Annotated in this window: 19 protein-coding genes; 12 read left to right on the top strand and 7 right to left on the bottom strand. The window is 69.0% G+C overall.

Features of this window, described 5'->3' with window-relative positions:
• Positions 1 to 50 precede the first annotated feature (50 nt).
• Genes ACS5Q7_RS18040 through ACS5Q7_RS18030 form a run of 3 tightly spaced genes read left to right on the top strand, consistent with a single transcriptional unit; the run spans position 51 to position 2,286 of the window.
• A complete protein-coding gene (locus tag ACS5Q7_RS18040) occupies positions 51 to 920 on the top strand; it encodes a glycosyltransferase family 2 protein (RefSeq protein WP_478340644.1) in 870 nt (289 codons plus the stop codon).
• The gene (locus ACS5Q7_RS18035) at positions 917 to 1,996 is read left to right on the top strand and encodes an acyltransferase family protein (protein WP_478340643.1); all 1,080 of its coding nucleotides are present in this window, start codon (positions 917 to 919) and stop codon (positions 1,994 to 1,996) included. Before ACS5Q7_RS18040 ends, ACS5Q7_RS18035 begins: the two co-directional genes overlap by 4 nt.
• Positions 1,993 to 2,286 (top strand): hypothetical protein, encoded by a 294-nt coding sequence (locus tag ACS5Q7_RS18030; RefSeq protein ID WP_478340642.1) that lies wholly within the window; start codon positions 1,993 to 1,995, stop codon positions 2,284 to 2,286. Before ACS5Q7_RS18035 ends, ACS5Q7_RS18030 begins: the two co-directional genes overlap by 4 nt.
• Here the strand turns inward: ACS5Q7_RS18030 and ACS5Q7_RS18025 are convergent, their stop codons facing one another.
• Positions 2,287 to 4,617, bottom strand: a complete 2,331-nt coding sequence (locus ACS5Q7_RS18025; protein ID WP_478340641.1) for an NADP-dependent malic enzyme — start codon at positions 4,615 to 4,617, stop codon at positions 2,287 to 2,289.
• A gap of 72 nt (positions 4,618 to 4,689) precedes the next feature.
• On the opposite strand from ACS5Q7_RS18025, the gene ACS5Q7_RS18020 reads away from it, so the two are divergent.
• Together ACS5Q7_RS18020 and ACS5Q7_RS18015 are read left to right on the top strand one after the other, a co-directional pair.
• Complete coding sequence (locus ACS5Q7_RS18020) at positions 4,690 to 5,358, top strand: CatB-related O-acetyltransferase (RefSeq protein ID WP_478340829.1); 669 nt, start codon at positions 4,690 to 4,692, stop codon at positions 5,356 to 5,358.
• Positions 5,355 to 5,603 carry a DUF3297 family protein gene (locus tag ACS5Q7_RS18015; protein WP_378970337.1) on the top strand — a complete coding sequence of 83 codons (249 nt, stop codon included), beginning with the start codon at positions 5,355 to 5,357 and terminating at the stop codon, positions 5,601 to 5,603. Before ACS5Q7_RS18020 ends, ACS5Q7_RS18015 begins: the two co-directional genes overlap by 4 nt.
• Positions 5,604 to 5,610: 7 nt before the next feature.
• On the opposite strand, the gene ppx is transcribed toward ACS5Q7_RS18015, so the two are convergent.
• The 3 genes from ppx to ACS5Q7_RS18000 form a co-directional block, all read right to left on the bottom strand.
• Positions 5,611 to 7,152, bottom strand: a complete 1,542-nt coding sequence (gene ppx, locus ACS5Q7_RS18010) for an exopolyphosphatase (protein WP_478340640.1) — start codon at positions 7,150 to 7,152, stop codon at positions 5,611 to 5,613.
• 10 nt (positions 7,153 to 7,162) lie between these two features.
• A complete protein-coding gene (locus tag ACS5Q7_RS18005; protein ID WP_478340639.1) occupies positions 7,163 to 9,562 on the bottom strand; it encodes an RNA degradosome polyphosphate kinase in 2,400 nt (799 codons plus the stop codon).
• A 92-nt stretch (positions 9,563 to 9,654) separates the two neighbouring features.
• Positions 9,655 to 10,368, bottom strand: a complete 714-nt coding sequence (locus tag ACS5Q7_RS18000; RefSeq protein ID WP_478340638.1) for a P-loop NTPase family protein — start codon at positions 10,366 to 10,368, stop codon at positions 9,655 to 9,657.
• Between the two features lie 103 nt (positions 10,369 to 10,471).
• On the opposite strand from ACS5Q7_RS18000, the gene purM reads away from it, so the two are divergent.
• Both purM and purN read left to right on the top strand, forming a co-directional pair.
• The gene (gene purM / locus ACS5Q7_RS17995) at positions 10,472 to 11,536 is read left to right on the top strand and encodes a phosphoribosylformylglycinamidine cyclo-ligase (RefSeq protein ID WP_478340637.1); all 1,065 of its coding nucleotides are present in this window, start codon (positions 10,472 to 10,474) and stop codon (positions 11,534 to 11,536) included.
• Positions 11,533 to 12,186 carry a phosphoribosylglycinamide formyltransferase gene (gene purN / locus ACS5Q7_RS17990; protein ID WP_478340636.1) on the top strand — a complete coding sequence of 218 codons (654 nt, stop codon included), beginning with the start codon at positions 11,533 to 11,535 and terminating at the stop codon, positions 12,184 to 12,186. Before purM ends, purN begins: the two co-directional genes overlap by 4 nt.
• A gap of 208 nt (positions 12,187 to 12,394) precedes the next feature.
• On the opposite strand, the gene ACS5Q7_RS17985 is transcribed toward purN, so the two are convergent.
• Entirely contained in the window at positions 12,395 to 12,757 is a 363-nt protein-coding gene (locus tag ACS5Q7_RS17985) for a hypothetical protein (protein WP_478340635.1), read from the bottom strand.
• 161 nt (positions 12,758 to 12,918) lie between these two features.
• Positions 12,919 to 13,341, bottom strand: coding sequence for a nucleoside-diphosphate kinase (gene ndk, locus ACS5Q7_RS17980; RefSeq protein WP_478340634.1), 423 nt, complete (start codon positions 13,339 to 13,341; stop codon positions 12,919 to 12,921).
• Positions 13,342 to 13,646: 305 nt separating this feature from the next.
• Here ndk and ACS5Q7_RS17975 point away from each other — a divergent pair, with 305 nt between their 5' ends.
• Positions 13,647 to 14,111: a DUF2147 domain-containing protein gene (locus tag ACS5Q7_RS17975; RefSeq protein ID WP_478340828.1), complete on the top strand. Its 465-nt coding sequence runs from the start codon at positions 13,647 to 13,649 to the stop codon at positions 14,109 to 14,111.
• 4 nt (positions 14,112 to 14,115) lie between these two features.
• On the opposite strand, the gene ACS5Q7_RS17970 is transcribed toward ACS5Q7_RS17975, so the two are convergent.
• Positions 14,116 to 14,751 (bottom strand): glutathione S-transferase family protein, encoded by a 636-nt coding sequence (locus ACS5Q7_RS17970; protein WP_478340633.1) that lies wholly within the window; start codon positions 14,749 to 14,751, stop codon positions 14,116 to 14,118.
• 211 nt (positions 14,752 to 14,962) lie between these two features.
• Between ACS5Q7_RS17970 and ACS5Q7_RS17965 the strand changes: the two genes are divergently transcribed.
• The 4 genes from ACS5Q7_RS17965 (at position 14,963) to ACS5Q7_RS17950 (ending at position 18,656) form a co-directional block, all read left to right on the top strand.
• Positions 14,963 to 15,229, top strand: a complete 267-nt coding sequence (locus ACS5Q7_RS17965) for a hypothetical protein (RefSeq protein ID WP_478340632.1) — start codon at positions 14,963 to 14,965, stop codon at positions 15,227 to 15,229.
• 97 nt (positions 15,230 to 15,326) lie between these two features.
• Positions 15,327 to 17,360 (top strand): FUSC family protein, encoded by a 2,034-nt coding sequence (locus tag ACS5Q7_RS17960; protein WP_478340827.1) that lies wholly within the window; start codon positions 15,327 to 15,329, stop codon positions 17,358 to 17,360.
• Between the two features lie 22 nt (positions 17,361 to 17,382).
• A complete protein-coding gene (locus ACS5Q7_RS17955; RefSeq protein ID WP_342163253.1) occupies positions 17,383 to 17,577 on the top strand; it encodes a DUF1656 domain-containing protein in 195 nt (64 codons plus the stop codon).
• A complete protein-coding gene (locus tag ACS5Q7_RS17950) occupies positions 17,577 to 18,656 on the top strand; it encodes an HlyD family secretion protein (protein WP_478340631.1) in 1,080 nt (359 codons plus the stop codon). Before ACS5Q7_RS17955 ends, ACS5Q7_RS17950 begins: the two co-directional genes overlap by 1 nt.
• The last annotated feature ends 392 nt before the right edge of the window (positions 18,657 to 19,048 follow it).

Genomic DNA, 19,048 nt, shown 5'->3' with positions numbered 1-19,048 from the left:
ACGATGGAGAGTTGCGAGGCCAAGGGCTCCACTCGTAGTCGATGGAGGGTATGAGCGACCTCACGGCGATCGTCGTCGCCCATGACAGCGCCGATGCCCTCCCCGCCTGCCTCGCGGCGTTGGCGCGGGAGGGGGTTCCGGCCATCGTGGTCGACAATGCCAGCCGCGACGCCTCCGTGGCGGTGGCCGAGGCCGCCGGCGCCCGCGTGGTGCGCAATGCCCGCAACGAGGGCTACGGCCGAGCCAACAATATCGGCGTCAGGGCGGCCGAGGGCGCTGCTCACGTCCTGATCATCAACCCCGACGTGGTATTGAAGCCGGGGGCGGCTTCGGCGTTGCTCGCCGCCGCGCGGGACTGGCCCGATGCCGGGCTCCTCGCCCCGCGTATCGTGGAGCCGGACGGGCGGTTCTTCTACCAGCCGCGCTCGCTGCTCGCGCCCTACCTCACCAATCCGCAGGGCCGGCGCGACCTGCCCGACGGCGATGCCTGTGCGCCGTTCCTCTCGGGCGCCTGCTTCCTGGTGAGGCGCGACCTATACCTGGCGCTCGGCGGCTTCGACGAGGCCATCTTCCTCTTCTACGAGGACGATGATTTCTGCCGCCGGATGGCCGATTCCGGCCGGGCGCTCGTCCATGTTCACGCAGCGGTGGCGATTCACGGGCGGGGGCGCTCGTCCGCGCCGGAGCCCGGCCGCGTGTTCCGGTCGCGCTGGCATCAGGCGTGGTCGCGGGCCTATGTGAGCCGTAAATACGGCCTGCCGGATCCGAGCCTGTCCACGATGATCGTCAATCTGCCCAAGGCCGTCCTGTCGGCTCTAGTGTTCCGGCGGGCCGGACTCGAGCGCTACGGCGGCTCGGTCGCCGGCGCCTATGCCGCGTGGCGCGGGCGCGGGGCTCTGGCACACGAGGGCCTTTCGTGAGGGGCGCACCGACCATCGCCGAGGCGCTGGCCCGCAAGCCCAACGGTTTCACAGGCCTGCGCCTGATCCTGGCGCTCGCCGTCGTCGTGTCGCACGCCTTCAGCGTCGCCACGGGGATCGCCGCCGACGAGCCCCTGGCCAAGGCCACGGGCTACACACTGGGCGAGCACGCGGTGAACGGCTTCTTCGCCGTCTCGGGCTTCCTCGTGACCATGAGTTGCGACCGGCGCGGCCTGCGCGACTATGCCCTGGCGCGGACCCTGCGTATCCTGCCGGGGCTCGTGGCCGCGACGCTGGTCGTGTCCCTCATCCTCGGGGCGGCGATGACGCGCCTGCCGCTCGGCGAGTACTGGCGCGATCCGGGCCTCTGGGCCTTCGTGCGCAACACGCTCACCACCTTCAAGAGCAACGCCGCCCTGCCCGGCGTGTTCGAAGGCAATCCCTACCGCTCGCCACTCGGCACGGTGTGGACGCTGAAATACGAGGTGCTCTGCTACCTCGGCGTCTTCGTCGCCGGCTTGTGCGGCCTGCTGCGGCGGCGCTGGGCGGCGACGCTGCTCTGCTTCGGCCTCGCCCTCGGCCTTTCCGTGGGAGTTGCCCTGCACGGCGACGCGCTGGCGAAGGGGGTCGAGACGGCCCTCCGCTTGCCGATGATCTTCGCCGCCGGGGCGTGCCTCTATCTCTGGCGCGACACGCTGCGCATCGCCGCCCCGGCGATGCTGTGCCTCGGGCTCGCGCTCTTCGTCCTGGCCCGGACGCCCGCCTATCCCGCGCTGCTGTTCCTCGGCACCGCCTATGCCGCGATCTGGCTGGCCTTGGGGCCGCTCGCCTTTCGGCCCTTCGACCCGCCTTCAGACTTCTCCTATGGGATCTATCTCTACGGCTGGCCGGTGCAGCAGACCCTGCATGCCCTCTGGCCGGCGCCGACCGGCCTCGCGCTGTTGGTGCCGGCGCTCCTCATCACCGTGCCGGTGGCGGGGCTGTCGTGGTACGCCGTCGAGCGCCCTGCCCTCGCGTTGAAGGCCCGTGCGCTGGGGCGCCGCAGCCTCGGCACCATCGAACCGGCAGGGCCTTGAGCGCGACCTTGCCGCCGCTCGCCGCCCTCGGCCTGGCCGCGCGCCTGCTCGAATCCGAAGGCTTCGTCGTCGCCGCGCGGAACGAGCGCGGCGACAGCTTTTATCTTCAGCGGCCGGGATGCCCCTGGTTCCTGCGCCTGTCCAACCATTCGCGCACGGCCAAGCAGCGCCAGCGGCGCGGCGACATCCTCACGAGCCTCGTCATCGACGGGCCACGTTCGGCCGATCAGGTCGCCGCCCTGGTGCGGGGGGCGCAGCGCGACTTCGAGGCCGCGCTGGCCCGCCGCTGATCACTCGGACGTCATTCCCGCGCCGGCCTCGCCGCCCTCGACCGGGACCTCACTGACGGCCTGCGCCTCCACCACCGCCGCGGCCGTGACGTTCACGATGCCGCGCGCCGTCACGGACGGCGTGAGGATGTGGGCGGGCTTGGCCGGGCCGATGAGCAGCGGCCCCACGGGCAGCGCGTCGGCGAGGACCTTGGCGAACTGGAACGCAATGTTGGCCGCGTCGAGGTTCGGGAACACCAGGACGTTGGCCGCGCCCTTCAACCGCGAGCCCGGCAGGACGCGATCACGGACCGTCTCCGACAGCGCCGAATCCGCCTGCATCTCGCCGTCGACCTGAAGGCTGGGATCGCGCTCCTCGATCAGCGCCAGAGCCTCCCGCATCTTCACCGCCGAGGCCGAATCGGACTGGCCGAAATCGGAATGGCTGAGAAGCGCGATCTTGGGCGTGATGCCGAAGCGCGCCACGTGGCCGGCGCTCGCCAGGGCGATCTCGGCGATCTCCTCCGCGTTCGGATTTTGGCGGACATGCGTGTCCGTCAGGAAGTACGGACCCTCGTTGGTGATGATCAGGCTCATCGCCGCGAGCTGGTTGATGCCCGGCTGCAGGCCGATCACATCGCGGATGATCCGCAGGCGCGTCTCGAATCGGCCTTCGAGGCCGCAGATCAGCGCGTCGGCCTCGCCCCGGCGCACGGCGATGGCGCCGATGATCGTGCTGTTGGTGCGCACGAGGGTGCGCGCGGCGTCGGGCGTGATGCCCCGGCGGCCGGCGACGTCCAGATAGGTCTGGACGAAGGAGCGGTAGCGGGGATCGTCCTCGGGATCGATCAGCTCGAAGTCGCGACCGAGCTTGATCGACAGGCCGAAGCGCTTCAGCCGCGTCTCGACCACGCGCGGGCGGCCGACGAGGATCGGCAGGGCGACCCTGTCCTCCACGATGGCCTGCACGGCGCGCAGCACGCGCTCGTCCTCGCCCTCGGCGTAGATCACCCGCTTCGGGTTCTCTTTCGCCTTGGAGAAGAGCGGCTTCATGATGAGGCCGGAGCGGTGGACGAACCGGTCCAGGCTGTCGGTATAGGCCTGGATATCCTCCAGCGGCCGGCCGGCGACGCCCGAATCCATCGCCGCCTGGGCGACGGCGGGGGCGATGCGCAGGATCAGGCGCGGATCGAACGGGCTCGGGATCAGCGATTTCGGTCCGAAGGGCCGCACCTCGCCGCCATAGGCACGGGCCACCACGTCGGAGGTCGTCTCGTGGGCGAGGCCCGCGATGGCCTTCACGGCCGCCTTCTTCATCTCCTCGTTGATCTTGTGGGCGCCGACATCGAGGGCGCCCCGGAAGATGTAGGGGAAGCAGAGGACGTTGTTGACCTGGTTCGGGAAGTCCGACCGGCCGGTGCAGATCATCGCGTCCGGCCGCTCCTTCTCGGCGAGGTCGGGCATGATCTCCGGGTAGGGGTTGGCGAGCGCCATGATGAGCGGCTTCTCGGCCATCTCGCGCAGGTATTCCGGCTTCAGCACGCCGCCCGCTGAGAGGCCGATGAACACGTCGGCCCCGGGAATCACCTCCGCGAGGGTCCGCTTGTCGGTCTCCTGCGCGTAGACGTCCTTCCAGCGGTCCATCAGCTCGGGGCGGCCCTTGTAGACCACGCCCTTGATGTCCGTGACCGTGATGTTCTCGACGCGGGCGCCCAGCGACACGAGGAGGTTGAGGCAAGCGAGCGCCGCCGCGCCCGCCCCCGAGGTGACGATGCGGACGTTCTCGAGGCTCTTGCCGGCGAGTTCGAGCCCGTTCAGGACGGCCGCCGCGACGATGATCGCCGTGCCGTGCTGATCGTCGTGGAAGACCGGGATGTTCATCCGCGCCCGGCACTGCTCCTCGACCTCGAAGCATTCCGGCGCCTTGATGTCCTCGAGGTTGATGCCGCCGAAGGTCGGCTCCAGGGCGCAGACGACGTCCACGAGCTTGGAGACGTCCTTCTGGTTCACCTCGATGTCGAACACGTCGATGCCGGCGAACTTCTTGAACAGGACGGCCTTGCCCTCCATCACCGGCTTCGAGGCCAGCGGGCCGATATCGCCGAGGCCCAGCACGGCCGTGCCGTTCGAGAGCACCGCGACGAGGTTCTGGCGGATGGTGAGGGTCGCGGCCTCCTGCGGATCGTCGTGGATCGCCATGCAGGCGGCGGCGACGCCGGGGGAATAGGCCAGTGCGAGATCCCGCTGGTTGCCCAACGGCTTCGTCGCCTGGATCTCGAGCTTTCCGGGCTGCGGCAGCCGATGGTAGACGAGCGCCCCGGTCTTGAGGTCCTCGGACATGTTGTCGGCCATCAATAGCCCTCCTGCTCGCCCTGCGTCGTGCCCGCCCCGCCGGCCGGGCGGGATCGTGCGCTGATGGGTCTGTTGCAACGCCTGCGCAGGGGGCGCAACCCGCTCAACGAAACCCGGCTGCACCTCGCCCGAGTGGCGCGGCGCTACGGATTCTCCATCGGTGCCTATTCCTACGGCAAGCCCAAGGTCCGCTTCCCTGAAAGCGGCCGGAAGCTGACGATTGGCCGCTATTGTTCCATCGCGGACCGTGTTGAGATCCTTCTGGGGGGCGGCCACCGCCTCGACTGGGCCTCGACCTACCCGTTCGCGGCGATGCGGGGACATTTCCCGGACGCCGATGCGCCGGGCGATTACCACGTCTCGCGCGGCGACGTGGTGATCGGCCACGATGTCTGGCTCGGCTCCGGGTGCATGATCCTGTCGGGCGTCACGATCGGGCACGGCGCCGTGGTGGCCGCCCGCGCGGTGGTGACGCGTGACGTGCCTCCCTACGCGGTGGTGGCCGGCAACCCGGCGCGCGTCGTCCGCCACCGCTTTCCGCCGGAGGTGGCGCAGGCGCTCGTCGCCGCCGCATGGTGGGACCGGCCGAAGGACGAGGTGAGCCGCCTCGTACCGCTGCTGCAGGGCACCGACATCGCCGCCCTGCTCGCCGCGTTGCGTGGGCCGGCGGAATCCCGTAACGGCGGGGCCGCGCCCGCACGTCGCGCCGCGCATGAGATGGAAGCCGGACCGAGGCGATGAGCGAGACGCCCCCCGACCGCCTGGCGGCGAACCCGAACAGCCCCTTCTACGACGAGGCGCTTCTGGAGCGCGGCATCGGCGTGCGCTTCAACGGTGCCGAGAAGACGAACGTGGAAGAGTATTGCGTCAGCGAGGGCTGGGTGCGTCTGTCGGCCGGGAAGGCCCTGGACCGCGCCGGCAACCCGATGACCGTGAAGTTGAAGGGCAAGGTCGAGCCCTATTTCCGCGAGCCTGCGGAGGGCTGAGCCGCGCTCAGCCCACCACGATCCGCGCTTCGAGGCCGATGAGGCGGGAGAGGCCGCGGACGCGGTTGAGCAGGCGCTCGCCGCCGAGATTTCTCCACTCCGCCGGAAGCCGCAGGGTCACGCGGTTGTCCTCGACGGAGAGCGGCGCGCGAGGCAGGGCGCCGTCCATGCCGGCCGAGACCGGGAAGGCGACCCGCAGCAGCGCACCGAGCAGGCGCGCCCGCTCGAACAGGCGCGGACCGGCCAGTGCCCGCAGCACCTGATTGGCCTTTTCCGGCGCAACGCCGTTGTGGCGCAGCGATACCGCCAAGCTGAGATACGCCCGGCCGGGATGATCGACGCCGACGAAGGCCGCGTTCTGGATCACCGCGATGGATTGCTCGCCCCGGTAATCCGGGTGCGCCCGCCAACCGACATCGGCCAGGAGGCAGGCGGCATGGCGAAGCCGGCGCTCGTCGGCCGTCTCGGGCCCGTCGAGATCGGCCACGAACTTGTCGGTCCAGGCGATCAACTCCTCGCCATGGCCGGGCGCCCGCGCCCGGATGGCGTTGAACTCGGCCGCCGAGGCGAGAAGAGGATCGACCATCCGCGAGTCGCGGTCCAGTTGCTCGAACAGCAAACCCTCGCGCACGCCGGAGGCCGAGATCGCCACCGCGCGGGGCCGCCCGACGCGGATGATCTCTTCCAGCACCACGGCACCGTAGGCCAGGAGCGGCCGCCGCGCTTCCGAGACCGCCTCGACATCCTGCAATTGCGAGGCTTCGGTCTGCTCCACGATCTGCAGGAAGCTCAACTCGTCGGTCGGGTCGACGGTGTACCCGTGCATCACGTGAACGGGATAGCCGCGCGAGGCCTGATGCAGGCGGGCGATGGCCCGCCACGTGCCCCCGACCGCGTAGAAGGTGCGGCCCTTCAGGGTTTCCAGTTGCGGTGCCGCCTTGCGCATGTGCTCGCGCACGAGCTTGCCGGCCTTCTTGATCGAGCCGCCGGAGAGATCCTGAAGGGTGAGGCCGCCGAGCGGCATCGTCACGCCCTGGCCGACCACCGTGCCGCGCACATCCACCAATTCGAGGGAGCCGCCGCCCATGTCGCCGACGACCCCATCGGGCGCATGGAAGCCGGACACGACGCCGAGCGCCGAAAGCTCCGCTTCCCGCCGGCCCGAGAGAAGCTGGATCTGCTGCCCGCACGCCTCCTCGGCGGCGCGCAGGAAATCCGGGCCGTTCTGCGCATCGCGGGCGGCGGCGGTGGCCAGCACGAAGACCTGCGACACCCGCATGGTCCGGCACAGGATTCGGAAGCGACTGAGCGCGGCAAGCGCCCGCGTCACGGCCTCGTTGTTGAGCCGGCCCGTGGTGAACACGTTCCGCCCGAGGCCACACAGCACCTTCTCGTTGTACATCGGGGTCGGCGCGCGGCTGAGCCCGTCATAGGCGACGAGCCGCACCGAATTGGAGCCGATATCGATGATCGCGACCGGACGGTTCCGGTCGGTGACGACCCCCTGCGCGAACTCGGCGGGGGCGAGGATGGCGCTGGGGCTTGCCAAGCGGTGTGTCCTAGTCGTTCTGCGTGGCGCGGGCGCGGCGGCTGAGGGCCCGCGGGCTCGACTTCTTCGAGGACTTGCCGCGCCCCGACAGACTCGGGTTCGTCATGAAGTATTTGTGCGCGTTGAACGGCTCCTCACCATCGGAGGGTTGGATCCGCTCGCAGCCGCCCGAGGCCAGTACACGCCAGCTTTGCCGGTTGTCGAGGAGGTTGGCCAGCATGATCTGGTCCAGCACCTGCTGGTGCACAGTCGGATTCGTAATCGGCAGCAGGGCCTCCACGCGCCGGTCGAGGTTGCGGCTCATCAGGTCCGCCGAGGAAATGTAGACGATGGCCTTCGGGTGCGGCAGCCCCACGCCGTTGCCGAAGGCGTAGATGCGCCCGTGCTCCAGGAAGCGCCCGACGATGGACTTCACCCGGATCGTCTCCGACAGGCCGGGGATGCCCGGCCGCAGGCAGCAGATGCCGCGCACCACGCAATCGATCTGCACCCCCGCCGACGAGGCGTCGTAGAGCGCGTCGATGATCTGCTGGTCCACCAGCGAGTTGCACTTGATCCAGATCGCCGCTGGGCGCCCGGCCTTGGCATGCGCAACCTCGGCCTCGATGTGCTCCAGGAGCTTGTTCTTCAGGGTAAGCGGGGACACCCCCATCCGCTCCAGCTCGGCCGGCTCGGCGTATCCGGTGATGAAGTTGAAGATCCGGCTCACGTCCCGCGCGATGGCCGGGTCCGCCGTGAAGAACGACAGGTCCGTGTAGATGCGCGCCGTGATCGGGTGATAATTGCCCGTGCCGACGTGGCAGTAGGTGACGAGCCGATCACCCTCGCGGCGGACCACCATCGACAGCTTGGCGTGCGTCTTCAACTCGACGAAGCCGAACACCACTTGCGCGCCCGCCTTCTCGAGGTTGCGCGCCCAGCGGATGTTCGCCTCCTCATCGAAGCGGGCCTTCAACTCCACGAGGGCCGTCACCGACTTGCCGAGTTCGGCCGCCTCGGCCAGCGCCGCGACGATGGGGGAGTTCGAGGAGGTGCGGTAGAGCGTCTGCTTGATCGCGACGACGTTCGGATCCCGCGCCGCCTGGGCCAGGAACTGCACCACCGAATCGAACGACTCGTAGGGGTGGTGGACGATGAAGTCCTTCTGCCGGATCGCGGCGAAGACATCGCCGCCGCTCTCGCGGATGCGCTCCGGGAAGCGCGGCGTGTAGGGCTTGAACTTCAGGTCCGGCCGGTCGATCCCGACGATCTGCGAGAGTTCGTTGAGCGCGAGCATCCCGTCCACGAGGAACACGGCGTCCGACGAGATTTCCAACTCGTCCACGACGAAGTTGCGGAGCTCTTCCGACATCCCCGCCTCGACCTCGATGCGGATCACCACACCGCGACGGCGCTGCTTCAGCGCCGATTCGAAGTGCAGGACGAGGTCCTCCGCCTCCTCCTCGATTTCGAGGTCGGAATCGCGCACCACCCGGAACGCCCCCTGCCCCTTCACGAGATAGCCGGGGAAGAGCCGCGCCGTGAACATCACGATCACCTGCTCGATGGCGATGAAGCGCGCTTGGCTATCGCCCTCCGATGCGGGCAGGCGCACGAACCGGTCGAGCAGGCCCGGCATGCGGATTAGGGCCCGCAGCACCCGCCCGTCGCGGGGGCGGACCAGCATCAGCGCGACCGTCGTGCCGAGGTTCGGGATGAACGGGAACGGGTGGGCCGGATCGATGGCGAGCGGCGTCAGCACCGGGAAGACGTAGGTGAGGAAGTAATCCTCCAGCCATGCTGCCTGATCGCCCGTCAGGTCGGCGGGCTCCACGAGGTCGATCTCGGCTTCATGCAACTCCGCGCGCAACTCGCGCCAGCGCGTCTGCTGGTCGGCGGCGAGGCTCGAAACCTCGGCGCCGATCCGCGCCAATTGCTCGGACGGGCTCAACCCGTCCTGCGACGGCATGGTGATGCCCGCCCGAACCTGATCGTGCAGGCCCGCGACGCGCACCATGAAGAACTCGTCCAGATTGTTGGCCGAGATCGACAGGAAGCGGAGCTGCTCCAGCAGCGGATGATTGGTGTTCGACGCCTCTTCCAGCACCCGCCGGTTGAATTGCAGCCAGGACAGCTCGCGGTTGACGAACCGCTCCGGCGCATGGCGCAGGCTGCGCCCGGCCTCGACCACGGGATCGCGCGCGGGGCCGGTGACAGGGGCGGGTGTCTCCGGCTTCGCCGGCGATGTCGGCCATTCCTCGTTGGCATCCGTCTCCGGCGCCGGGCTCTTCGCCGTCGGGGTGCTATTGGTCACGGTGCGGCGGGGCGCAGCCGGGCGCCGGGTGGCCGGAGGCCTGGCCGCCGGAGCGGCCGATCCTTCCGCCTGATCCCCTTTGTCCTTGCGGTCGAGGGACTTGGGCGTCGATTCCATCGGCTGGTTCCGCTTTCCCGCGTCGTCGTCGTTCTGCGCCCCTTACCACCCGAGCATCGCCGCCGTCACGACAGTTCGATGACAGTCCCGATTCAGGGCTCGGCGTCTCCGGCCGTCTCGTCGAGACCCATGCGCCGCAGCACCGCGACCGCAAGCGGCCTGCTGATCCGCCGCCCGCGCCCGAGGGCGTCGCGGTCGAGTTCGGCCACCACGTCCCGCGCCCGGCCGAGGGAGCGGTCGATGCGGAGGGCCACCGCCTCGATCACCCCGAGATCCACGATCAACTGGCGATCCACGAACAGCTTCACCAAAACGGCGCGCAACAAGGCGTCGTCCGGCGCGTCGATGGCCGCGCCGGGGGCGAGGCGCAGCCGCGAGCGCAGGTCGGGCGTGGCGAGGCCGAGCGCGTCGATCGGCTTCGCGCTGGTGAGCAAGACGGGGCTCCCCCGCTCGCGGGCGAGGTTGAGCAGGTGGAACAGGGCGGCTTCGTCGCGGCCCTCCGGCCGGTCGATGTCCTCGACCACGAGGGCGCCGTTCGAGGCGAGGTGCTGGACACGGTCATGCGTCACCGCCGCGGCCGTGACTGTCCAGGCATGGGCACGCTCGGCCCAGATCGCCGCGAGGTGGCTCTTGCCGCTGCCCGCCGGGCCGGTGAGCACCAGCACGCGGTCGGGCCAGTTGGGCCATGCCTCGATCAGCCCGTAGGCGGCTTCGTTGGCATCGCCCACCAGGAAATCCTCGCGGCCGTAGCGGGGATCGAAGGGCAGGTCGAAGGTGAGTTGCCGGGGCGGCGTATCGTTTGGCATGTGCCCCAAGGGTCGGCAGTCGGCCCACAAGGTCAAGACCGACTCGCGCGATGGCGCATTACCCGTTAGAGCGGTGCCGAAATCAGATCGGGATGGCGCTGGCATGACGGCGGACGGGAAAGGCCTCACCTACGCGCAGGCGGGCGTCGACATCGACGCCGGCAATGCGATGGTGGAGACGATCAAGCCTCTGGTGCGCTCGACCCGGCGGCCGGGCGCGGATGCGGAGATCGGCGGCTTCGGCGGCCTGTTCGACCTGAAGGCGGCGGGTTTTCGCGATCCGATCCTCGTCGCGGCCAATGACGGCGTCGGCACCAAGGTGAAGATCGCCATCGAAACGGGCAAGCACGACACGATCGGCATCGACCTCGCGGCGATGTGCGTGAACGACCTGATCGTGCAGGGCGCCGAGCCGCTGTTCTTCCTCGACTATTACGCCACCGGAAAGCTCGTGCCGGGCGTGGGCGCCGACATCGTGCGCGGCATCGCCGAGGGGTGCCGGCAGGCGGGCTGCGCGCTGATCGGCGGCGAGACCGCCGAGATGCCCGGCCTCTACGACGGCTCCGATTACGACCTTGCCGGCTTCTCGGTGGGCGCTGCCGAGCGCGGCACGCTGCTGCCGAAGCCCGGCATCGCCCCCGGCGACGTCGTGCTTGGCCTGCCCTCCTCGGGCGTGCATTCGAACGGCTATTCGCTCGTCCGCCGGATCGTGGCCCGCACCGGCCTCGGCTGGGACGCGCCCGCGCCGTTCGATCCCGCCCGCAGCCTCGGGGAGGCGCTGCTGGAGCCGACGAAGATCTACGTCAAGCCCCTGCTCGCGGCACTTCGCGCGACGGACGGCATCAAGGCGCTCGCGCACATCACGGGCGGCGGCTTCCCCGACAATCTGCCCCGCGTGCTGCCCGACGCCATCGGCATCGAGGTCGATCTCGATGCGCTCACCCCGCCTCCGGTCTTCGGCTGGCTCGCCCGCGAGGGCGGCGTCGCGCAGGCCGAGATGCTGCGCACCTTCAATTGCGGGATCGGCATGGTGGTGGTCGCCGCTGCCGGCTCGGAGGACGCGGTGACGAGGACCCTGACCGACGCCGGCGAGGCGCCCGTCCGTCTTGGGCGGATCACCGCGCGCGGCGCCGAGCCCGTCACCTTCACCGGCTCCCTGCACCTGTGACGGCAGCGGTGAAGAAGGTCCGCGTCGCGGTTCTCATCTCCGGGCGCGGCTCGAACATGGTCGCGCTCGCCGAGGCGGCGCGCGATCCCGCCTTCCCGGCCGAGATCGTCCTTGTCCTGTCGAACGATCCGCAAGCCGAGGGCTTGGCCCGGGCCGCTGGCCTCGGCATCCCGACGCGGGCGATCGATCACCGGGCCTACTCCGACCGGGCAAGCTTCGACGCGGCCATCGACGCGGCTTTGCGTGAAGCGGGCACCGAATTGGTGTGCCTCGCCGGCTTCATGCGGATCCTGACGGACGGGTTCGTGGAGGGCTGGGCGGGCCGGATGATCAACATCCACCCGTCCCTGCTGCCGCTGTTCAAGGGCACGCACACCCATGCGCAGGCGCTGGCGGCCGGGGTGCGGCTGCACGGCTGCACGGTGCATTTCGTGGTGCCGGAACTCGATGCCGGCCCCATCGTCGCGCAGGCGGCCGTGCCGGTACGCCAGGGTGACGACCCGGACAGCCTCGCCGCGCGGATCATCGTGCAGGAGCGCCGGCTCTACCCGGCGGCGCTGGCGCTCGTCGCGGGCGGACGAGCGCGCCTCGACGGCGGGCGCGTCGTGATCGACGACGCGCCGCCGGATGGCGTGCTGTTCAGCCTCTAAAGCCATGATCGCGTGGGGGGCGGTTCAACCTACCTCCCGTCTCCTGACCTCATCCTGAGGTGCCGTCGCAAAGCGGCGGCCTCGAAGGAGGGTTCCAGAGGGCTCCGCGATCCCTGGAGCCCTCCTTCGAGGCCCGCTGACGCGGGCACCTCAGGATGAGGTGGAGAATTGAAGCCGCCTCAACATCAAAGGCAGCCTCTAGTGTGAATCAGACCGGGCGCTGCAGCTTGCAGGAATCGAGGGCCGAGAGGGCCTTGGCGCGGGCGCTGTCGTTGAAATAGCCCGTGACGCGGTAAGCTTCGAGCTCGGATTCATCGAGGCTGCGCAGGGTCTGCTTGGCGTAGCAGCCGCAAGGCCGATCCAGGGACGCCTCGGGGGCGCTGGTCATGCGGGCCTGCACGACGGCGCAGGCATGGCGCACGCGGCCTTCGAGGTTGGCCTTGGTCGCGGTCTTGAGCGCCGGGTCGGGCTGGTACTGCTCGAAGGGCGCCGAGGAACCGCTCGCGAGGGCGGCGGTGGCGCCGAGGGCGAGGAGGCCGGTCGCGGCCAGCAGGCGAAGGCGGGTCGTCATCGTTCGTGGTCCCAGGGCTCGGGGTGTACTACCGAGTTCTCTGGTCGCCCCCGGACTCCGCGTCGTCAATGACGGGGCGGACACACCCTCCGGTCATCATGCCGGAGAGGCGTTCCCGGAAGTAGCCGGCCGGGCTGTGTGCCCCGCCGGCCACCGTCATCTCACTTGGTGAGGTCCGAATCCTGGAAGAACTGCGCGATCTCGATCTTCGCGTTCTCGGCGCTGTCCGAACCGTGGACGGTGTTCTCACCGACCGACTCGGCGAACTGCTTGCGGATGGTGCCCTCGGCGGCCTGGGCCGGGTTCGTGGCACCCATCACCTCACGGTACTTGGCGACGGCGTTCTCGCCCTCGAGCACCTGCACGACGACCGGGCCGGAGGTCATGAATTCCACGAGCTCGCCGTAGAACGGGCGCTCCTTGTGGACCTCGTAGAACTTCTCGGCCTGGGCCTTGGTCATCTGGATGCGGCGCTGGCCGACGATGCGGAGGCCCGCGCCTTCGATCACGGCATTCACGGCGCCGGTGATGTTGCGGCGGGTCGCATCGGGCTTGAGGATCGAGAAGGTGCGCTCGGTGGCCATGGTCCGTGGTCTTTCTGTCGGGAATTCGGGCGGGAGATCGGGCGCACGAACCGGGTCCGCATCGCACCGCGGCCAAGGGCGCCTTCCGCGAGATCCCCTCTCGCGCGAAATCCCTTGGGCGGCGGGCTTATAGCCCCGCGCAACCCCTGCCTCAACCCGCCGGAGGGGATTGGGAAAGCCGGGGAAACGTGGCCTTGCCGCAACACGGCCAGAAAATCGCCCGATTGCGAGGGCTCCATTGCCGCATCGGGTCCCGGCGCCATGTCGGGCCTTTCCAGAATTCGGAGCTGCTCATGAAGCCGATCCTGCGCGTCGCCCTCAGCCCCGCTTTTCTCCTGGCGGGCCTGTCCGCCGTCCAGGCCGAGACCCCCCGCGACCCCTCGGGGACGTGGCTGACGGGTGACGGCCGCGCCAAGATCCAGATCGATCGCTGCGGCGCGAATGCGTCCCATGTCTGCGGCAAGGTCGTTTGGCTGAAGGTGCCGACCACGGAAACCGGCGCCCCGCGCACCGACATCAAGAACCCGGATCCGAAGAAGCGCGCCCGCCCGGTGATCGGCCTGCAGCTCATCGAGGGCCTGCGGCCGGAGGACGGCAAGTTCTCGGGCCAGATCTACAACGTCGAGGAGGGCAAGACCTACGACGTGAGCATGGAGCGCGAGAGCGAATCCGAACTCAGCGTCTCGGGCTGCTTGCTCAAGGTGCTCTGCGGCTCGCAGACCTGGACGCGCGTGCCGGGCGTGAACCAGCAGGCGTCGAACAAGAACTGATCGCCTAGATCGCGGCGAGGCCCCGCTGCACGGCGGGCCTCGCCAGCACGCGCTCCAGCCAGCGGGCGATGTTCGGGAGGGCGGAAATCTCGACGCCCTGCTTGAAGTTGAGCTTGGCCCAGGTCACCGTTGCGATGTCGGCGATGGAATACTCGTCGGCGATATACTCGCGCCCTTCGAGGCGCCGTTCCAATACGCCGTAGAGCCGCTTGGCCTCGGCGGTGAAGCGCTCGATGGCGTAGGGCACCTTCTCGGGCGCGTAGATCTTGAAATGGTGGGTCTGGCCGAGCATCGGCCCGAAACCCGCCACCTGCCAGAACAGCCACTCGTCCACCGCCACCCGGGCCCGCTCGTCGGTGGGGTAGAGCTTCCCGGTCTTGCGGCCGAGGTATTGAAGGATCGCGCCCGATTCGAAGACGGTGATCGGCTGGCCGCCGGGGCCGTCGGGATCGACGATGGCCGGGATCTTGTTGTTGGGTGAGATCGCCAGGAAATCGGGCGCGAATTGCTCGTTCTTCGCGATGTTCACGGGCACGACACGGTAGGGGAGCTCGCACTCCTCCAGCATGATCGGAACCTTCCAACCGTTCGGCGTGCTCCACGTGTGCACGTCGATCGGCCGGGCGTTGACCGCTGCCATCAATCGTTTCCCTTCAGGCGATCCGAGACGGACCCTGTGCGGCTGCGAATGAAGACGATTTTGCCTTCCTTCTCAAGACACACGCTCTGATTGTCTCGCGCGTTCGTGAGCGGATCGGCCTGTGCGCAACGCGTCTTCGGGCTCGACCGGCGGCCCGGCGCTGTGCCCCGTTCCGGTCGCCGCCCGTGTCGGCGGCGTGAGAGACGCTACGATGAACGTTCGTTTGTTCAGGGCGACATGCCTCGCCCTGTCCCTCGCGGCCACTCCGGCAGCGTTCGCCAAGGATGCCGCCCCCACGGAAACCGCCCCTGCGGCCAAGGCACCAAGCGCCGGCCAAAGCGCGGCCCGCGAGCGGCAGAAGACCTGCGGCGCCGAGTGGCGCGCCCTCACCGATGCGCAGAAGACCGCCCAGGGGCCGAAGTGGCCGCAGTTCTGGAGCAAGTGCAACAAGCGCCTGAAGGGCAACGACAAGGCCTGAGAGCGGCCGCCCAGCCTGTCCCGCCGGCGCGGCGTTGAACTGGCACGCCGCGTGCGCGTTGATGCCCGCCCAATGGCTCAGCCTGGAGGACGGGACGATGAACGCGCGGCTCGACAGCGCCGCGCCGGCGGGCGGCTCCCGCCTCGACCGGTTGATCGACTTCGCCGATGCCTGGGTGCCCAAGCCCGCCGCCTGGGCCTTCGCCACGCGCATCTGGATCGCGATGATGCTCGCCCTCGGGGTGGCGTTCTGGCTCCAGCTGGAAAGCGCCTCCTCGGCCGCGACCTGCGTGGCGATCCTCGCCCAGCCGAAGCGCGGACAGGCCATCTCGAAGGCGGTCTACCGTTTCGTCGGGACGCTGATCGGCGCCGCCGTGTCGATCGTCTTCATCGCCCTGTTCGGACAGGACCGCGTGCTGCTGCTCGTGGCGGTCGCGGTCTGGCTCGGCCTCTGCGTGTTCGTGGCGCAGTACCTTCAGGATACGCGCGCCTATGGGGCGATGCTCTCCGGCTACACGGTCGGCATCGTCGCGCTGGCGCAGATCGATACGCCGCAGGACACGTTCGACGCCGCGACCGCCCGCGTCGCGGCCATAGTCCTCGGCATCGTCGCGATCACCTTCATCAACGATGCCCTCGCCTCGCCTAGTACGTGGCGTTCCCTGTTGCCGACCCTGGCGGATGCCTGGGACGCGACCCGCGCCTACGCGCGGGAGTCCCTCGAGAAGGGCGATCTCGGCGTCGCCCGCACGGCGGCGCTGATCCGGCAGATCGCGCCCATGCGATCCGATGCGAGCGCCATCGCCGGGGAACTCGATGACGGCCCGTTCCGCGCAGCCGGCGCGCGAAGCTGCATCGCTGCGCTCTATGCCATGGCGGCCTCGATCCGCATCGTGGCCGCCGCGACGGCTGCCCTGCGTGCCCCGTCGCCGGCCGTGAAGGAGGCGCTCGCCATCTGCGACCGTATCGCCGCCGGGACGGATGCCGATCGCCTCGCTGCGGATGATCGACGGTTGCGCGATCTCGTCGATGCGGCAATCCGCGATCCTCATCGCCCCATCGACGAGATCGTGGCTCTGCAACGCGCCCTCGATTTCGCCTGCGCGGCGACGTTCGCCCAGGACGGGGTGAAAGCGCTCGCCGATGGCCACGAGCCCCTGCGCGATTCGCAGCTGCCGACCCATCGCGACTTTCCCGTCGCGGCGCGCGGTGCGATGCGGGTCGTGATCGGCTTCGCAGTGACGGCGGCGAGCTTCGTGGCGCTCGGACTGCCGCAGGCTTCCTTCGCCCTGGTGCAGGTGGCGGCCACCGCCGCGCTGTCTTCGGTGACACCGGACCCGAAGAAATTCGCCAACGGCGTGCTCATCGGCATGACGCTGGCGGCGACCTTCGCGGGCATTGCCCGCTTCGCCCTGCTGAACGGCGTCCAGGGCTTCCCGATGCTCGCCCTGGTGATGGCGCCGGTCATCTATCTCGGCTGCTTCCTCTCCCTGAATCAGAAGACCTTCGGCATCGGCTTCATCCTGATCGTGTTCTTCCCCGTCCTGCTCGGCCCGTCGAACCCGCAGGATTACGACGCGCAGACATTCCTCCTGAACGGCTTCCTCGTTCTCGTGGCGGCCGTCGTCCTGAGTGTGGTGGTCCGCCTCGTCCTGCCGGTGAGCAATGCCCAGAAGCGCGTGTTCGCCCTCGATTCCGCGAAGCGGTCGCTGGCCGATGCCATGCTCGGCGAGGGCGGCGATGCGACGACCCGCACCAGCCTGAACGCCGACCGCCTGTTCCAATTCGCCGGCTATAGTTCCGGCAACAGTGCGGTGCGCAAGGCGAACCTTACGCACGCCTTCGCGCTGGCGCGGCTCGAAGCTGCGGCGGCGAGGGCCCATGCGGAGCTGCGCGCCCTGTGGCGAATCGAGGCTCTGCGACCGCTGATCGCCCCTACCCGTAACGCCCTCGCACGGGGGGACGACCGCGCCCTCGAGAATGCCGCGCGTGCGCTCCTTCAGGCGGCACGGGATCACGACAGGAGCGTGCGGCTCCTGACCGCGCGCGTCGTGAGCGATCTCGTCGGCGCGGCGCGAACCATTGCGCGCCACCGACGCTTTCTACAGCGGCTCGATATAGCTCCGTTCTGAGGTAGAGGCGGCTAGACTGATCATGCATGAGGATATCCACTTCGGCGGGGTCCTGATCTCGTCCTTCGTGGGTTACGCCCTCGTCGCGTTCGCTATTCTGCTCGCGCTGCGTTTCGTCTTCGCCCGCATCCGGCTCAGCCGTTACGTCGCGAACGCCCCCCTCGCCGAGGCCGGCATCTATGTCTGCGTCCTCGCCCTGCTGATTGCGCTGACCTGATGCCGCAGACCACCGCCGACGAGGACGATCCCAGGAAGGTCGCGCCGACCGCATCGGACGACGGCACATCCGCGCCGCCGCCCGTGGAGCCGCCGGCCACCCATGCGGGATTCACGAAGGCCACCGGGCGCGGCCGGACCGCAAAGGTGTTCCGCCTCGCCGCGACCGGGCTGATCCTGATCGCGGCTTTCGTCGCGGCGGCGTTCGTCTGGCAATTCTACGTGGAGGCGCCCTGGACCCGCGACGGACGGGTGCGCGTGCAGGTCGCCAACATCGCCCCGGAGGTCTCCGGGCGGATCGTCGACGTGCGCGTCGCCGACAACCAGAACGTCAAGCGGGGCGACATTCTCTATGTCATCGACCCGGTCGATTTCGAGGTCGCGGTCTCATCCGCCGATGCCGAGGTGAAGAATCGGGAGGCCGATCTGTCGGTGAAGAGCGCCCAGGCGGCGCGGCGCGAGGCACTTTCCACCGTGTCGACCTCGGTCGAGGAGAAGCAGATCTATGCGGGCAACGCCAAGATCGCCTCGGCGGCTCTGGAGGCGGCGCAGGCGCAGCTGCGGCAGGCCAAGATCAATCTGGACCGCACGCAGGTCCGCTCCACCGTGAATGGCCGCGTGACCAACCTGCTCATGCGCGTAGGCGACTACGCCCGCAGCGGCACGTCGAACATCAACGTCCTCGACACCGATTCCTACTGGATCGACGGATATTTCGAGGAGACCAAGATGCGCAACATTCAGGTTGGCGCCTCGGCCGATGTCGCGCTGATGGGCTACCCGCAGCACCTGCGCGGGACGGTGGCGAGCATCACGCTCGGCATCTCCACCGCCAACGCCACCGCGAGCACGCAGGGCCTGCCGGACGTCAACCCGGTCTACACCTGGGTTCGCCTCGCCCAGCGCGTGCCGGTGCGGATCAGGATCGACCACGTGCCGCCCGAGGTCCCGCTGGTGGCGGGCATGACCGCCACCGTGGTGGTCGGCGATGGGCGCGCGACCCCGCCGGCCTGGTTCATGGATCTGCGCGACCGTATCGCCGGCCGCCCGGCGGCGACGGTCGAAGCCCAGCGCCAATAGCGGATTGGCCCGTTCAATTGCGGCCTAGTCAATTGGCGGCGCGGAAGTGTTTGTTAAGCTTGTGATGCAAAGGCCGTGCTTCCCGCGTTGGCGAGAAAGCGAAGACGGCTTCATTTTTCGTGTTGACGAGGCGGAAGGACGGGAGCAGTCTCCTCCTGTGCTTCGCAGATGCGGGGCACGGGTCATCCAGCACCCTGCGGATAGTGCGGACGACTGATGAATACATCGCAGCAAGCTGAAGGAGACAGGCATGACTCCACCTCAGCAGGATGCCGCCATGATGGGAGCGGGACCGTTCGGCCCGTAACCTAGCGGCTTCTCGACGGATAACCGGACGGGAGCGGCCCCAGGGGCATGGAAGCGGCCTTTCAGGCACGACTTCGAACACGCGA

The organism is Methylobacterium sp. Gmos3, assembly GCF_056430985.1.
Note: the sequence above shows the minus strand (reverse complement) of the source record. Positions and strands in the feature narration are given on the sequence as shown.

Bases quoted from the DNA above. Each gene is read 5' to 3' on its own strand.
- ACS5Q7_RS18040 (WP_478340644.1), top strand. From the start codon at position 51: ATGAGCGACCTCACGGCGATCGTCGTCGCCCATGACAGCGCCGATGCC.
- ACS5Q7_RS18015 (WP_378970337.1), top strand. From the start codon at position 5,355: ATGAGCGAGACGCCCCCCGACCGCCTGGCGGCGAACCCGAACAGCCCC.
- ACS5Q7_RS17955 (WP_342163253.1), top strand. From the start codon at position 17,383: ATGCATGAGGATATCCACTTCGGCGGGGTCCTGATCTCGTCCTTCGTG.
- ACS5Q7_RS18000 (WP_478340638.1), bottom strand. From the start codon at position 10,368: ATGCCAAACGATACGCCGCCCCGGCAACTCACCTTCGACCTGCCCTTC.
- purM (WP_478340637.1), top strand. From the start codon at position 10,472: ATGACGGCGGACGGGAAAGGCCTCACCTACGCGCAGGCGGGCGTCGAC.
- ACS5Q7_RS18025 (WP_478340641.1), bottom strand. From the start codon at position 4,617: ATGGCCGACAACATGTCCGAGGACCTCAAGACCGGGGCGCTCGTCTAC.
- ACS5Q7_RS17985 (WP_478340635.1), bottom strand. From the start codon at position 12,757: ATGACGACCCGCCTTCGCCTGCTGGCCGCGACCGGCCTCCTCGCCCTC.
- ACS5Q7_RS17960 (WP_478340827.1), top strand. From the start codon at position 15,327: ATGAACGCGCGGCTCGACAGCGCCGCGCCGGCGGGCGGCTCCCGCCTC.
- ndk (WP_478340634.1), bottom strand. From the start codon at position 13,341: ATGGCCACCGAGCGCACCTTCTCGATCCTCAAGCCCGATGCGACCCGC.
- ACS5Q7_RS18005 (WP_478340639.1), bottom strand. From the start codon at position 9,562: ATGGAATCGACGCCCAAGTCCCTCGACCGCAAGGACAAAGGGGATCAG.
- ACS5Q7_RS17965 (WP_478340632.1), top strand. From the start codon at position 14,963: ATGAACGTTCGTTTGTTCAGGGCGACATGCCTCGCCCTGTCCCTCGCG.
- ACS5Q7_RS17970 (WP_478340633.1), bottom strand. From the start codon at position 14,751: ATGGCAGCGGTCAACGCCCGGCCGATCGACGTGCACACGTGGAGCACG.
- ACS5Q7_RS17950 (WP_478340631.1), top strand. From the start codon at position 17,577: ATGCCGCAGACCACCGCCGACGAGGACGATCCCAGGAAGGTCGCGCCG.